The sequence below is a fragment of the Thermosulfuriphilus ammonigenes genome (genome assembly GCF_011207455.1).
GTDB classification, from domain to species: Bacteria; Desulfobacterota; Thermodesulfobacteria; order Thermodesulfobacteriales; family ST65; genus Thermosulfuriphilus; species Thermosulfuriphilus ammonigenes.
Map to the genome: position 1 here is coordinate 954960 of NZ_CP048877.1, position 12162 is coordinate 967121.

The following is a 12162-nucleotide window of genomic DNA, read 5'->3' on the forward strand; positions in this document are numbered from 1 at the left end:
CTTGTTACCCCCTAGCCCCAAAGAGGGACTTCAAAAAAATTCTCTCCTTAAGTTTAGGCTCTAATATCTTTAATCGCTTCCGGAGAAAGTCGAAAGGCCCGAGCCAAGACCTTTCGTCCTTTTTGAGAAAAGAGCCTCTTCCGACAGGCGGAACAGACGTAAGCCCCCCGTCCCGGAAGAGTTTGTCGGTGATCGCCAAGAACGAGCCCCTGATTGAACACCAGCCGCATAAGAGACCCCTTGGCCTGACGGTCACGACAGAAGATACACATCCGTATGGGTTGCCTTTTTTCCATCAGTTTCCAACCTGAGACCGAGCGATCTCAATGATCTTTTTGGCCTCCTCCTGGCTAAGGCTAGCTATCTCCGCCACCTGCTCTGGCTCGCTCTGGGCCAGAAGCTCCGGGGAGCTGATACCGGCGTCATAGAGTTTGGCCGCGACTGGTTCCTCAAGGCCATCTAGAGAAAGAAGGGCCTTAAAGCCGGGGTCCTGGCGTCTGGCATACTGGGTCTCACTGCAGACATCTATTTTCCAACCAAGGAGCTTGGAGGCCAGACGAACATTCTGCCCCTGCCGACCGATGGCCAGAGAAAGCTGATCATCGGGGACAACGACCTCCAGAGCCTTGTTGGCCTCGTCCACAATGACCTTGGAGCACTCCGCCGGAGAAAGGGCGTTGTAGACGTACTTGGCTGGATCCGGATTCCAGGGAACAATGTCTATCTTCTCTCCCTTTAGCTCCTGGACTATGGCCTGAACCCGGGAACCCCTCAGCCCCACACAGGCCCCCACGGGATCAATGTCTGGATCACTGGAGACCACGGCGATTTTGGCCCGCGAGCCGGGCTCCCTGGCCACCCCCATGATTTTGACCACTCCCTCCTGGATCTCTGGAACCTCAAGCTCAAACAGCTTGGCCAGAAAATCCGGATGGGAACGGGAAAGCACTATTTGCGGATCTCGACTGGCCCGCCGGACTTCGATGATCAGGGCCCGAATCCTATCTCCCCGCCGATAATGCTCGGTAGGAATCTGCTCTGAGACCGGAAGGATGGCTTCGGTGCGCCCCAGGTTGACAATGATATTACCCCGGTCAAACCGTTGAACACTCCCAGCTACGATATGCCCTACCCGATCTTTATATTCCTCATAGATGAGGTCTCTTTCGGCGCTCTTGATCTTCTGGATGATGATCTGCTTGGCCGTCTGGGCCGCAATGCGCCCCAGGTCTCGAGTATCTAGCTTAACCCCCAGACTGTCACCTAGCTGACTTTCAGGATCAAGGGCCCGGGCCTCCTCCAGGGAGATCTCTGTCTCCGGATCGGCGACCTTCTCCACCACTGTCCGAAACTGGAAGACTTCCACCTCACCGGTTTCTTCATTATATTGGACTTCCAGGTCAGCCTTCTGGCCGTACTTTTTTCTGGCCGCCGAACGAATAGCCTCCTCCACCGCCCCAATAAGAACCGCCCGATCGATACCCTTTTCTTTGCTGACCTGATCAATAATCCTTTTAAGATCGTTCATGACACCCACCCCTTACTATTTGAAGTCAAATTTCAAATGGGCCTTCTCCACCAGAGAAAAGGGAATCTCTACCTGCTGCCCTTCAGAAAGTCGCAGGGATATCAAACCGTCTTCTATCCCCAGGATGATACCGGTAAAGTTTCGCCGCCCGGCCAAAGGTTGCCTGGTGGTTATCCGGGCCTTACGGCCAGCAAAGCGTTGATAGTCCTTTTCCTTGACCAGTGGCCTCTCAAGGCCAGGAGAGGAGACTTCCAGATTGTAGGCATGGGGGATGGGATCCTCAGCATCCAGAATATCGCCCACGACCTCACTAACCTGGACACAATCCTCTAGATTGACCCCCCCTTCCTTATCTATAAGGAGGCGAAGTACCCATCCCGGACGTTCGCGGCGAAACTGAACCTCCACCAGCTCAAGCCCCAACGTTCTGACGATGGGCTCCACCAGCTCTTCAACTTTTTTGACAATGGCCTTGGTCTCCATGGCTCCCATAAACAAAAAAGTGGGCAAAAGGCCCACTTTTTAAGAGATTCCCTCTTTAATCGGCCCCAAACTTAAGGCCTCACAAAAGTAAGGCGCCTTACGGCGCCTTCTTGGCCTCCTTCTGGAGCGGGCAACGGGATTCGAACCCGCGACCTCAAGCTTGGGAAGCTCGCGCTCTGCCAACTGAGCTATGCCCGCTCAAAGCAAAAAATATAGTATAAGTAGCCCCATTATGTGTCAAGGGCCCCTCTATTTGAGGAGATCCACCCCTTGACGGCGCAAGACGTTCATACCGCCATGGATGACCCAGTTCCTCTTTAGGCCCACCTGATCCAGAAATCGCTGCACCTCATAGGAACGCATCCCGGAGTTACAGACCAGCAGTAGATCCTTGTCGCTCGGCAGTTCCTGATAGCGCCGCCGGACGTCGTTGTAGGCCATCCAGATCCAGCGCCCTGGATATCGGGCCTCGTAAGGTTCGGCCTCTTTTTTGTGGCGTAGATCCACAAAAAGGGCCATCTCATCTCCAGAATAAAGGCGAGCCACAGCCTCATCAACCTCGATAGTCCGCATGCGGCCGGAGACAATGTTGTCAGCCACATTGGCCAGGGCGTTTAGGGCATCCATGGCGTTGGCAAAAGGCGGGGCATAGGGGACCTCAAAGCTGGAGAAATCAGCGATGGTGGCCTTCTGACGGATGAGGGCCGCAGCCATGCCCACCCGAGCAAAGACGGCGTCCCCTGCCGGCCCGAGGCCCTGGACTCCCAGGACCCGCTGAGTCCGGGGGTCAAAGACCATCTGAAGATGGATGATAGCCGAACCCGGAAAGAAATGGGCCCGGTCGGTCTGGTTGTGAAGGGCATGGGCCGCCGGGAAACCCTCCTGGCGCGCCCACTGAAGAGACAGACCGGTCCCGGCCACTGAAAGATCAAAAACCTTCATAACAAAGCTTCCCAGACACCCCTCAAATATTTCCGTACCTCCAGCCAGGTTGGTGCCGATTATCCGTCCGTGTTTATTGGCCAAGGATCCTAAGGGCATAGGGAAACGCTTGCCAGTGAGAAGATGATAATTCTCTACGCAGTCTCCTCCAGCGTAGATATCGGGATCAGAGGTCTGAAGCCGATGGTTGACAACAATGCCGCCAAAGGGCCCAATCTCCAGACCGGCCTCTCGGGCCAGCTGACTGTTGGGCCTCACCCCTACAGACATGATCACCAGATCGGCCGGATAGACCCCCTCCTCGGCCACTACTGCCCTAACCTTGCCCGCCTCTCCCTTTATTTCTTTGATCCGGGAGTTGGTCACCACCTGGAGCCCCTTCTCCCGCAGATGGGCCTCAACCATCTTGGCCATCACTGGATCAACAATTCGGGGAAGTACCTGGGGCATGTATTCAAGGACCGTAACCTCAACCCCCCACAGATCGGCCAGGGCCTCGCTCATCTCCAGACCAATGGCCCCTCCACCGATGACCACAGCCTTTTCCACCTGGCCACTGGAGAGCCGATGTTTAATTTCGATAGCTTTATGAAGGTTGGCTATGGTAAAAACTCCATCAAGGTCGTTTCCGGGGATGGGAAGGACAAACGGCTGGCTCCCGGTAGCCAGAACTAGCTTATCGTAAGCAAGGGTCTCTTCTTTGCCCGAATCTAGATATTTGATATGGACAACCTTATTTTTTCTGTCGATGGAGGTGGCCAATGTCCTGGTAAGGACTTCGACCCCCTTGGCATCCCGGAAAAAGGACTCATCGCGGAGCATATGAAAGGTCGTCGAACGCAACTCCTTCTCATCGGTGATATCACCAGAAACATAGTAGGGAATGCCACAGCCTCCGTAGGAGATGAGATCATCCTTGTCAAGGAGAATAACCTCGGCATCTGGGCGAAGACGTTTGGCTCGACAGGCCGCTCGCGGACCAGCGGCCACCGCCCCTATGACGACAAATCTTTCGGACATGGCTGACCTCCCGGAGAGAAGTTCAAATTCAAATTATTTGTCTATCACAAATAATAAGTAAGGAGCAACCTGGACTGAGGGTTAATCCACTTTACTGGAGACAGATTTCAAACAAAAGGGAGGATGAATCATGAAAAAGGAGCGAATTCTTAAAAAGGAGTGGAAGAATTTTCTTAAGGAGTTCAATGGTGCTAATCAGTTTCGTCCGGTACGCCTCTTGGTTGACGAACATCTGGTGGCTGAAAATCTCCCGTTTATGGGGATTGCCTATGAAGAAAAGACCAAGACCGTCGAGTTCTACGTCGGAGGCATGGACGCTGACCACATCGATCACCTTATTCATTCTTTACGTTCCCCGCGGGCCATCTATGCCTTAAAAGAAGACGGCCGGCTTCTGGGTCTCGAGGTTCAATCAGCTAAAGATCCCAAGGCGGCCGTAGAGTTTATTGGCGAACCAGAGGAGGCCCAGCGGACAAAGCACGAACTGATTCAGAAAATCGCCTATTCCCTTTATGAAAAACGGGGCCGGGAGGCCGGACGCGAAAAAGAGGACTGGTATCAGGCCGAAGAATTAGTAGCCAAAATGGCCAAGCGGTTTATCTAGGCTCGTCCCAGAAGAGTTTAAGGCGGCTCTTTTTGAACTCCTTAAGGCTGTAGAGAACAAGGGGGGGCTTTAGGCCAGAGAGACGGATCATTTCTTCAATCACGGCAGAACAATCCCCCTGGTTGCGTCCATGGATCATGGTGTAGAGGTTATAGGGCCAGTGGGGGTAGGAACGTCGCTGGTAGCAATGGCTCACCTCGGCCAAGGCCGCAAAGCGCGGGCCAATGAGATCCAGTTTCTCCTCTGGGCACCTCCAGGCCAACATGGCGTTGCCAGTAAAGCCGGCCCTGGTATGACGCAAGAGGGCCGCAAAACGGCGGATCACTCCCCGGGAGAGCATCTTTTTTATCCAGCCCAGGATTTCAGCCTCTGTCTTATTTATCTCCTGGGCCACCTGGGCAAAGGGTCTGGAAACAAGGGGAAGGTCTTCCTGGACAGCCCGGGCCAGACGTATTTCCTCCGGGGCCAGAACAAACCGGGTCTCCGTGGTGGTCGTCTTCGGATCTGAAGGGCCACCACTGGCCTCTACATCAAGAATGACCGCAATCTTAAAGGTTTTGACAATGGGCAAAAACAAATAATCTCTAGCTCCTGTCCTGTTGGCGAACTCTTGAACCTTAACTTCTGGCTCCTTTCCCGGGGGAACGGCCACAGTAAACCAGAGATTAAACCGATGGTTGCGGAGATAGTTGTGACTTACCCCGGGGTAGGCGTTAATCAGAGCCGCGGCTTGCTCCACCTTGGCCTCAGGGACGCTTAAGGCGGCCAGGGTGGATCGATACCCTACTGCTGATGGCTGAAAAATGGCCCCAATAAGGCGGATAAGTCCGGAACTCTTAAGGCGCGAAAGGCTCTCTAAAACCTCCTCTTCCGCTACCCCCAGGGTCTCAGCCAGCTGCTTGTATGGCCGGGGCTGAAGAGGAAAATCGCGCTGGATCAAAGAAAGCAGTTCCTTCTCCCAAGGCCTGAGGTCCATAGGTCAAAGATTAATCAGATCTGAAGCCATTTGGCAAACAAAAGCCTTGAAATGACTGGCCCCTTGCTTAAATATCCGGTCTGGAGGATTTATGCCTAAAGTTGCGGTTATTATCCCCCTTTATAATGCCGCCCCCTTTATCAGGGAGACCTTAGAGAGCGTTCTTGGCCAAAGCGCATCCGATATAGAGGTAGTGATTGTTGACGACGGGAGCACCGATCAGGGTCCGGCCATTGTCCAAGAATACCAGGAAAAAACCACCCGGGTGAGATTGATTCCTCAGAAAAACGCCGGGCCGGCCCAGGCCAGAAACCGCGGAATTCTGGCCACCGACTCCGAATATCTGGCCTTTTTAGACAGCGATGACCTCTGGCTCCCCCGGAAGCTGGAAAGGCAGCTGGCCTTTCTGGAAGAGCATCCGGAAGTGGCCCTCTGCTACACCGATGCCCGGGTTATCGATGGTGAAGGAAGACCGCTCCCCCACAGGGAGCGTAAGTTTCCCCTCCCTGTCTTTCATGATCCTCAAGAGGCTCTGGAACACCTTATGTTGATCAACTTTGTGGTCACCTCTTCGGTGGTTCTCCGCCGCCGAATCCTTAAAGAAAGTGGTCTTTTTAGCGACAAATACCTGGGGGCCGAAGACTGGGACCTCTGGCTAAGGATAGCCCGAAAAGGACTTATCTCCGGGATTCGAGAGCCTCTCTGCCTCTATCGTTACCACGAGCAAGGTCTCTCGCGCCGACGCTCTTTCCTCCTTCTGGCTACTTACCGTCTGACAGAAAGAAGCCTCCAGTGGTTATCTCCAGATGGTTCCCCCCACCTAAAAAATAAACTCCGCCGTCGGCTGGCCCTTCTGGCCTCAGAAGTCGGCAAATACTACCCGGGACGCCAGGGTCTAAACTGGCATCTTAAAGCCATCCGGCACCTTCCCTATTATCCTACAGTCTGGCTTCGTCTCCTCCGGTTCCTAGTGAAGTTTGGTCAACCATAACCTCTACTTGACTTATCAGCCTTTGAAGACCACCTTTGGCTAAAAAGCGATAAAAGGAGCCCTAAATGGACCCTGTTCGCATCTTATCCATAGATGGAGGGGGGATTAGAGGCCTGATTCCGGCCAAAATCCTCTATGAACTGGAGCGACGCACGGAGAAACCAATAAGTAGCCTTTTTGATCTCATTGCCGGAACATCTACCGGAGGGATTATTGCCGTAGCCCTCTCTTGCCCAGGCGAAGGGGGCCCTCGCTTTAGTGCCCAGGCCCTGGTGGAGTTCTACCTTACTGAAGGCCCTCGCATCTTTAAGAGATCCCCCTGGCGGATAGGACTCCTGGAAGAAAAGTACCCTTCTCAGACCATTGAAGGGATCCTTCAGGAGTATCTGGGAAACATTACCCTCTCTGAGGCCCTAGTAGAAATTCTGGTTACCGCCTATGAAATTGAGCTTCGACAGCCATATTTCTTTAAGAGACATCGGGCCAGAGAGGGAGAGCAGCCAGATATAGCTCTCTGGCAGGTGGCCCGGGCCACCTCGGCGGCTCCCACATATTTTGAGCCAGCTCGGGTGGAAGTTCCTCCCTCCTTTGTTCGCCAACTCGACCCCCGAGCTCCCAAAGGCAAGAATTTCTTAAGCCTCGTTGACGGTGGGGTGATGGCCAACAATCCAGCCATGTGTGCCCTGGCCGAGGCCCGGAGACTCTGGCCCGGGCGACCTGTAATTCTTGTCTCCCTAGGTACCGGGGAGCTCACCAGACCCATTCCCCATGAGGAGGCCATCGGATGGGGGTTGGCTGGCTGGGCCCGACCTCTCCTTGATGTCATCTTCGATGGAGTCTCTGACACCGCCGACTATCAATGTCGTTGGCTCTTGGAGGAGGGGGGAAATCGATATTTTCGTTTTCAAACCACCCTTACCCTGGGAAAGGATGACCTCGACGATGCCAGTCAGACCAACCTCCACGCCCTTGAAACCCTAGCCGAAGAGCTTATCTCGCGAGAGGCCTCACGTCTTGAGCAGCTCCTTGAAAACCTTGTCCGCTAAAGGCTTGCCCTAGGCTACGGGCCTGATAAGATGCTCGTCTGTGGAGGCAACAAAGGCAAAAACTCATCCCCAAGAAGCTGAGGCCCGGGTAATCAGACGCCGCCCTTTTAAGGGAGGAATATTTCTTCTCCGTCTTAAAACAGACCCCCCCTTAGGGCTAATTCAGCCTGGCCAGTTTGTTATGCTTCGAGGCGAAGGCCTGGATCCTCTCCTGCCGCGGCCCTTCTCTGTACACGACCAGGAGGGGAATTATCTTGACCTTCTCATCCAGCCAAGGGGACGATTCACTCGATATCTGAGTCAGATACGTCATGGGGAGCGACTCATTCTGGTAGGCCCTCTGGGACGGGGCTTTCCTCAGCCCGAAAAAAAGAAGCCGCCTTTCCTTCTGGTAGCCGGCGGGATAGGAGTGGCTCCTTTTGGCCTCTGGCTTAAAATGTTCGGGCCGGCTCCACTCATATATGGAGCCCGAAGTCGACAAGATCTGATCAGGCTCTCCTTCTGGAAGGCCCTGGCCAGACCACTTATTCTGACCACCGAAGACGGCTCCCTGGGTCAAAGGGCCCTGGTGACTTCTCCTCTTCAGGAGGCCCTTAAAAAAGGCCCCCGGACCATTCTTGCTTGTGGCCCTACACCCATGCTGGCAGCTGTTGCCCGCCTGGCCCAGGAGACAAACAGCCCGGCCTATATCTCCCTTGAGGCTCAAATGGCCTGTGGCACCGGTCTGTGTCTGGGCTGTGCCGTTAAGGCCCGTCCCGGTGGATATTTACATGTCTGCCAGGAAGGCCCGGTAGTCTTGGCCGAGGAGGTGGAGTTTGATTGACCTTTCCACAGAACTGGCCGGATTGAGGCTCAAGAATCCTGTCCTCTTGGCCTCGGGGACCTGGGGCTATGGCCAGGAATTGTCTCAATATCTGGATCTTTCCCTCTTTGGCGCTCTGGTGACCAAGGGGATAAGCCTTGAGCCCCGGCCAGGCAATCCCCCTCCCCGACTGGTAGAAACCCCCTGCGGTCTGATTAACGCCATTGGCCTGGAAAACCCAGGGCTTAAGGCCTTTGCCACCAAGATCATCCCCTATTTGCGGAGGTTTAAAGTCCCCCTTATCGCTAACATCTTCGGTGAGTCTCCAGAAGAGTACGTTACCTTGACAGCAGAGCTCTCCAGCCTGGTAGATGCCATCGAGGTAAATGTCTCCTGCCCTAATGTCAAGCGTGGCGGTCTCCTCTTCGGCTCCGAACCAGCAGAGCTGGCCAGGTTGGTGGAGAAGGTCTGTCAGGCAGCTTCGGTCCCGGTGATAGTTAAACTCCCCCCCAAAACCCTGGGGATAGGGGAGCTGGCTCAGGTCTGTGAGGCCGCCGGGGCCGCCGCCCTTTCTTTAATCAATACGGTGCCGGCTATGGCGATTGACCTCCACCGTCGAGGTTCCCGGTTAGGGGTGATAAGCGGTGGCCTTTCAGGACCGGTGATAAAACCCATCGCCCTTAAATTGGTATATGAGGTGGTCAAGGCGGTAAAGATCCCGGTCATCGGCATAGGAGGTATCACCTGTGCCACTGATGTGGCTGAGTTTTTGATCCTTGGGGCCCGGGCTGTTCAGATAGGGACTGCTAATCTCATCTCTCCCCGAGCCGGAAGCAGGATTCTCCAGGACCTTCCACCCTTGCTTTCGGAGCTGGGGGTCTCTTCGGTAAGCCAGCTTATCGGGAGTTTCAGGAGCGAATAGCTAGGGACGAGGGGCCGTGGCATGCCTCAGCCCTGCCCCTAAGGCGGCTGAAAGGGTGTTTATAGCCAAATCCCGCGTATCAAAGTGCCTCAAGGGATAGAGCCCCTGAAGAAGCTCATCTATCAGGCCAAAGAGGGCCGCCAGCAAAAAGGCCCCCCAAAAGACCCCCCGCCTGAGACGGAAGGAAAGGGCCAAATGCAATGAGAAAGCCAGCAGGGAATACTCCAGAAGGTGAACCCTTTCCTCAACGATCCGAAGATGGCTCCCGACCCCCGATATAATAGCCAGAAAAAAGAGCCCCCGGATCCAGTAAGGCCCGAGAGAGGCCACCAGGCCGAGGCCCAAAAGAAGGAGCCCTGCTGAAAGCCACCGGCCAAAACCGGGGCCCCAAAAGGCCTTAAGCTGGGGAAGAACTATAGGCCCCAGAGGGATAAGGAGATAGATAAGGCAAAGAAGGATCAAAACCACCCCCCAGGCCTGGCGTTCACTCATTGTAAGACCTCCACTGGACTTCCCCAGAGGGACTGATAACTACAGATAGAGTTCCCTGATCACCGGTAACCAGAACCTGGGGAACCAAGCGCTTAAGACGTTCCAGAACCCTTTTGGCCGGATAACCCCGGGGGTGATTCCGACCGGCACAGACTACAGCCACCTGGGGAGAGACGTATTTGAGGAAGACCTCACTGCTGGCATCGGCCGCCCCATGATGGGAGACCTTAAGCACCTGGGCCCTCAGCCCCGATCCATAGTCCTCAACCAAAGTCTTCTCCACTGAGGCCGGAATATCACCCGTAAGGAGAAGTCTTCCTTTCTTCTCCTTTACCATGAGGACCAGGCTGTCGGCGTTGTAGTTACCAGAAAGAGAAGGGGGCCAGAGAACCTGGATGACAATCTCTCCGATTTTAAGGGTTTCCCCGGCGGAAAGAAATCGGTAGCGGGGGTGTTTCTGGCGCCAGGTGGCGTACCAGCGAAGAAAGTCGTCTTGAGGAAAAGGAGGAATCTTTTGACCGTTGTCGGCCAGACGGCGGGGATACAGGAAACCTGTCAGGCAAAAGATGCCCGAGTAGTGGTCAGGATGAGGATGGGTAACAATAAGATAATCCAGCTCCCTAACTCCCCTGTCTTTAAGCCCTCTAAGAAGACGGTCGCAGGCTATTGCCGGCCCGGCGTCAATAAGAATCCACCGCCCCTGGCTCTTGATAAGAATGGCTTCTCCTTCAGGAAGGTCGAAGAAAGTGGCCTCAAAGGCCCCCACAGAAGAGAGGGCCCCTGAAACCAGAAGCAAGGTCAGAAGGAGAATCCCTAGCCGGGGCGGCGATGAGAAGAACAACATGAAGACTGGCAGGAGCAAGATGGGGTCTTTCGCAATCTGGCCCTCAGCTTAAGGGATAGATGCCAGAAGACAAGCCCCAAAAGCAGGCCTCCGGAGACCTCAGCCCAAAGGGCAAGGCCCTCAGGGGTTGAATGAAGCCTCTCTCCCAGGGTGAGAGCCTGCGGCCAAAGGGTATCAAGGAGGTAACCAGAGGCCAGGGCCACAGAGATGATGCTGAAAATAAAGATCAGTAAGGTCCGCCAGCCCAGGGTGGCCCCGATGACCGAAATGGCCGTGGTGTTGGTGGCCGGGCCACACATCAGAAAGACCAAGGCCGCCCCCGGGGAGACTCCCTGAAGAAGAAGGGCGTAGGCCAGCGGAACCGAGGCCGTAGAACACATGTAAAGGGGAAGACCGGCCAAAACCATAAGAAGAAGCTGCCCCGGGCCCGGGGAGACCAGGCGCCCCAACAGGCCCGGAGGGAGAATAACCGCTACCAGGGCGGCAATGACCAGCCCTCCAAAAAGGGGAAGGGCGATCTCTGAAAGGAGCTCGCCGAAACCATATCTAAGGGCTGCCCCAAGGCGTTCTCCCAGACTGTGGCGCTGAAGACAGGCCTCATCTTGACAAACCTGACAAAGACTTACTCCACCATCTGGAGAAACAATCCGTCTCCCGGAGGCCAATGCCTCTACCAGAAGCCCTCCTATAACCCCGGAGACAAGGGCTGTTAATGGCCTGGCCACGGCCAGCACCGGCCCCAGCATACCGTAAGTCACCAGGATGGAATCAACACCTGTCTGGGGGGTGCTGATAAGAAAGGCCACCGTGGCCCCCCGGCTGGCTCCCTGACGGCTAAGGGCTATGCCAGTAGGCAAAACACCACAGCAACAAAGGGGAAGAGGGATCCCAAAGATTGCCGCCTTGAAAACCTCCCTCCACCCCCGACCGCCGAGATGCCGGGCCACGGCCTCGGGGGAAAGAAAGACCTTAAGAAGGCCGGCAGCCAGAAGACCAAAGAGGAGATAGGGAGCCATCTCTACTGTAAGTTGCCAAAATTCCCTCAGAAAAGGCACCGCGGCAAACCTCCTCTCAAACGAGCTTACCGACGACCAAAGTCGTCTTCGAGGCGGACAATATCGTCCTCACCAAAGTAATCTCCTGTCTGGATCTCTATGAAGACCAGATCTTCCTCGCCTTGATTGGCCACCCGATGAGGGGTCTCAACCGGGATATCTACAGCCTGACCGGGGCCCAGATTAAGTTCTCTTTCCCCCAGGGTAATCAAGGCCCTTCCCTTAACAATAAACCAGTGTTCCGTGCGATGGTGATGTAATTGTAAGGAGAGTCTTTTACCCGGATAGACAACGATCTTTTTTACCTTGTGGTCTGGCTCATCGGATAGTACCCGAAAATAGCCCCAGGGACGATGATCTTCTTGCATGTCGCCTCCACCAGGCCCCCTCCCGAACAGAAGCAATCTTAACCTAAAAGGACCTCTGAGGTAAGACCTGATTTATCCACACCAAACAA

The 12162-nt window shown here is 54.8% G+C and carries 14 protein-coding genes and 1 tRNA gene; 5 read left to right on the forward strand and 10 right to left on the reverse strand.

Going from position 1 to position 12162, the window contains the following annotated elements:
- Positions 1 to 53: 53 nt before the first annotated feature.
- The 5 genes from G4V39_RS04640 to G4V39_RS04660 all read right to left on the reverse strand — a co-directional run bounded on the left by G4V39_RS04640 (position 54) and on the right by G4V39_RS04660 (position 3973).
- Positions 54 to 296 (reverse strand): YlxR family protein, encoded by a 243-nt coding sequence (locus G4V39_RS04640; protein ID WP_166031823.1) that lies wholly within the window; start codon positions 294 to 296, stop codon positions 54 to 56.
- Entirely contained in the window at positions 296 to 1528 is a 1233-nt protein-coding gene (gene nusA, locus G4V39_RS04645) for a transcription termination factor NusA (protein WP_166031824.1), read from the reverse strand. The genes G4V39_RS04640 and nusA overlap by 1 nt, the downstream gene beginning before the upstream one ends.
- A gap of 15 nt (positions 1529 to 1543) precedes the next feature.
- Positions 1544 to 2020, reverse strand: coding sequence for a ribosome maturation factor RimP (locus G4V39_RS04650; RefSeq protein WP_246169754.1), 477 nt, complete (start codon positions 2018 to 2020; stop codon positions 1544 to 1546).
- A gap of 113 nt (positions 2021 to 2133) precedes the next feature.
- Positions 2134 to 2209, reverse strand: a tRNA-Gly gene (locus G4V39_RS04655).
- Positions 2210 to 2260: 51 nt separating this feature from the next.
- A complete protein-coding gene (locus G4V39_RS04660) occupies positions 2261 to 3973 on the reverse strand; it encodes an FAD-dependent oxidoreductase (RefSeq protein ID WP_166031825.1) in 1713 nt (570 codons plus the stop codon).
- 130 nt (positions 3974 to 4103) lie between these two features.
- Here G4V39_RS04660 and G4V39_RS04665 point away from each other — a divergent pair, with 130 nt between their 5' ends.
- Entirely contained in the window at positions 4104 to 4577 is a 474-nt protein-coding gene (locus G4V39_RS04665; RefSeq protein ID WP_166031826.1) for a DUF2934 domain-containing protein, read from the forward strand.
- Here G4V39_RS04665 and ahbB read toward each other — a convergent pair.
- Positions 4570 to 5553 carry a siroheme decarboxylase subunit beta gene (gene ahbB / locus G4V39_RS04670; RefSeq protein WP_166031827.1) on the reverse strand — a complete coding sequence of 328 codons (984 nt, stop codon included), beginning with the start codon at positions 5551 to 5553 and terminating at the stop codon, positions 4570 to 4572. The genes G4V39_RS04665 and ahbB overlap by 8 nt on opposite strands.
- A 91-nt stretch (positions 5554 to 5644) precedes the next feature.
- Here ahbB and G4V39_RS04675 point away from each other — a divergent pair, with 91 nt between their 5' ends.
- The 4 genes from G4V39_RS04675 to G4V39_RS04690 all read left to right on the forward strand — a co-directional run bounded on the left by G4V39_RS04675 (position 5645) and on the right by G4V39_RS04690 (position 9314).
- A complete protein-coding gene (locus G4V39_RS04675; RefSeq protein ID WP_166031828.1) occupies positions 5645 to 6544 on the forward strand; it encodes a glycosyltransferase family 2 protein in 900 nt (299 codons plus the stop codon).
- Between the two features lie 65 nt (positions 6545 to 6609).
- Positions 6610 to 7590: a patatin-like phospholipase family protein gene (locus G4V39_RS04680; RefSeq protein ID WP_166031829.1), complete on the forward strand. Its 981-nt coding sequence runs from the start codon at positions 6610 to 6612 to the stop codon at positions 7588 to 7590.
- A gap of 40 nt (positions 7591 to 7630) precedes the next feature.
- Positions 7631 to 8413, forward strand: coding sequence for a dihydroorotate dehydrogenase electron transfer subunit (locus G4V39_RS04685; RefSeq protein ID WP_166031830.1), 783 nt, complete (start codon positions 7631 to 7633; stop codon positions 8411 to 8413).
- Complete coding sequence (locus G4V39_RS04690) at positions 8406 to 9314, forward strand: dihydroorotate dehydrogenase (protein WP_210412184.1); 909 nt, start codon at positions 8406 to 8408, stop codon at positions 9312 to 9314. The genes G4V39_RS04685 and G4V39_RS04690 overlap by 8 nt, the downstream gene beginning before the upstream one ends.
- Here the strand turns inward: G4V39_RS04690 and G4V39_RS04695 are convergent, their stop codons facing one another.
- From G4V39_RS04695 to G4V39_RS04710, 4 genes are read right to left on the reverse strand one after another with little or no spacing between them, the layout of a single operon-like run.
- Positions 9315 to 9806, reverse strand: coding sequence for a VanZ family protein (locus G4V39_RS04695; RefSeq protein ID WP_166031831.1), 492 nt, complete (start codon positions 9804 to 9806; stop codon positions 9315 to 9317). It abuts the gene before it with no gap.
- Complete coding sequence (locus tag G4V39_RS04700; protein WP_166031832.1) at positions 9799 to 10650, reverse strand: ComEC/Rec2 family competence protein; 852 nt, start codon at positions 10648 to 10650, stop codon at positions 9799 to 9801. The genes G4V39_RS04695 and G4V39_RS04700 overlap by 8 nt, the downstream gene beginning before the upstream one ends.
- Positions 10620 to 11705, reverse strand: coding sequence for an SO_0444 family Cu/Zn efflux transporter (locus G4V39_RS04705; protein ID WP_166031833.1), 1086 nt, complete (start codon positions 11703 to 11705; stop codon positions 10620 to 10622). The genes G4V39_RS04700 and G4V39_RS04705 overlap by 31 nt, the downstream gene beginning before the upstream one ends.
- 26 nt (positions 11706 to 11731) lie before the next feature.
- Positions 11732 to 12073 carry a phosphomannose isomerase type II C-terminal cupin domain gene (locus G4V39_RS04710; RefSeq protein WP_166031834.1) on the reverse strand — a complete coding sequence of 114 codons (342 nt, stop codon included), beginning with the start codon at positions 12071 to 12073 and terminating at the stop codon, positions 11732 to 11734.
- Positions 12074 to 12162: the final 89 nt, after the last annotated feature.

Coding starts and splice junctions, on each gene's coding strand:
- G4V39_RS04640 (WP_166031823.1), bottom strand. CDS start 296: ATGGAAAAAAGGCAACCCATACGGATGTGTATCTTCTGTCGTGACCGT.
- nusA (WP_166031824.1), bottom strand. CDS start 1,528: ATGAACGATCTTAAAAGGATTATTGATCAGGTCAGCAAAGAAAAGGGT.
- G4V39_RS04650 (WP_246169754.1), bottom strand. CDS start 2,020: ATGGGAGCCATGGAGACCAAGGCCATTGTCAAAAAAGTTGAAGAGCTG.
- G4V39_RS04660 (WP_166031825.1), bottom strand. CDS start 3,973: ATGTCCGAAAGATTTGTCGTCATAGGGGCGGTGGCCGCTGGTCCGCGA.
- G4V39_RS04665 (WP_166031826.1), top strand. CDS start 4,104: ATGAAAAAGGAGCGAATTCTTAAAAAGGAGTGGAAGAATTTTCTTAAG.
- ahbB (WP_166031827.1), bottom strand. CDS start 5,553: ATGGACCTCAGGCCTTGGGAGAAGGAACTGCTTTCTTTGATCCAGCGC.
- G4V39_RS04675 (WP_166031828.1), top strand. CDS start 5,645: ATGCCTAAAGTTGCGGTTATTATCCCCCTTTATAATGCCGCCCCCTTT.
- G4V39_RS04680 (WP_166031829.1), top strand. CDS start 6,610: ATGGACCCTGTTCGCATCTTATCCATAGATGGAGGGGGGATTAGAGGC.
- G4V39_RS04695 (WP_166031831.1), bottom strand. CDS start 9,806: ATGAGTGAACGCCAGGCCTGGGGGGTGGTTTTGATCCTTCTTTGCCTT.
- G4V39_RS04700 (WP_166031832.1), bottom strand. CDS start 10,650: ATGTTGTTCTTCTCATCGCCGCCCCGGCTAGGGATTCTCCTTCTGACC.
- G4V39_RS04710 (WP_166031834.1), bottom strand. CDS start 12,073: ATGCAAGAAGATCATCGTCCCTGGGGCTATTTTCGGGTACTATCCGAT.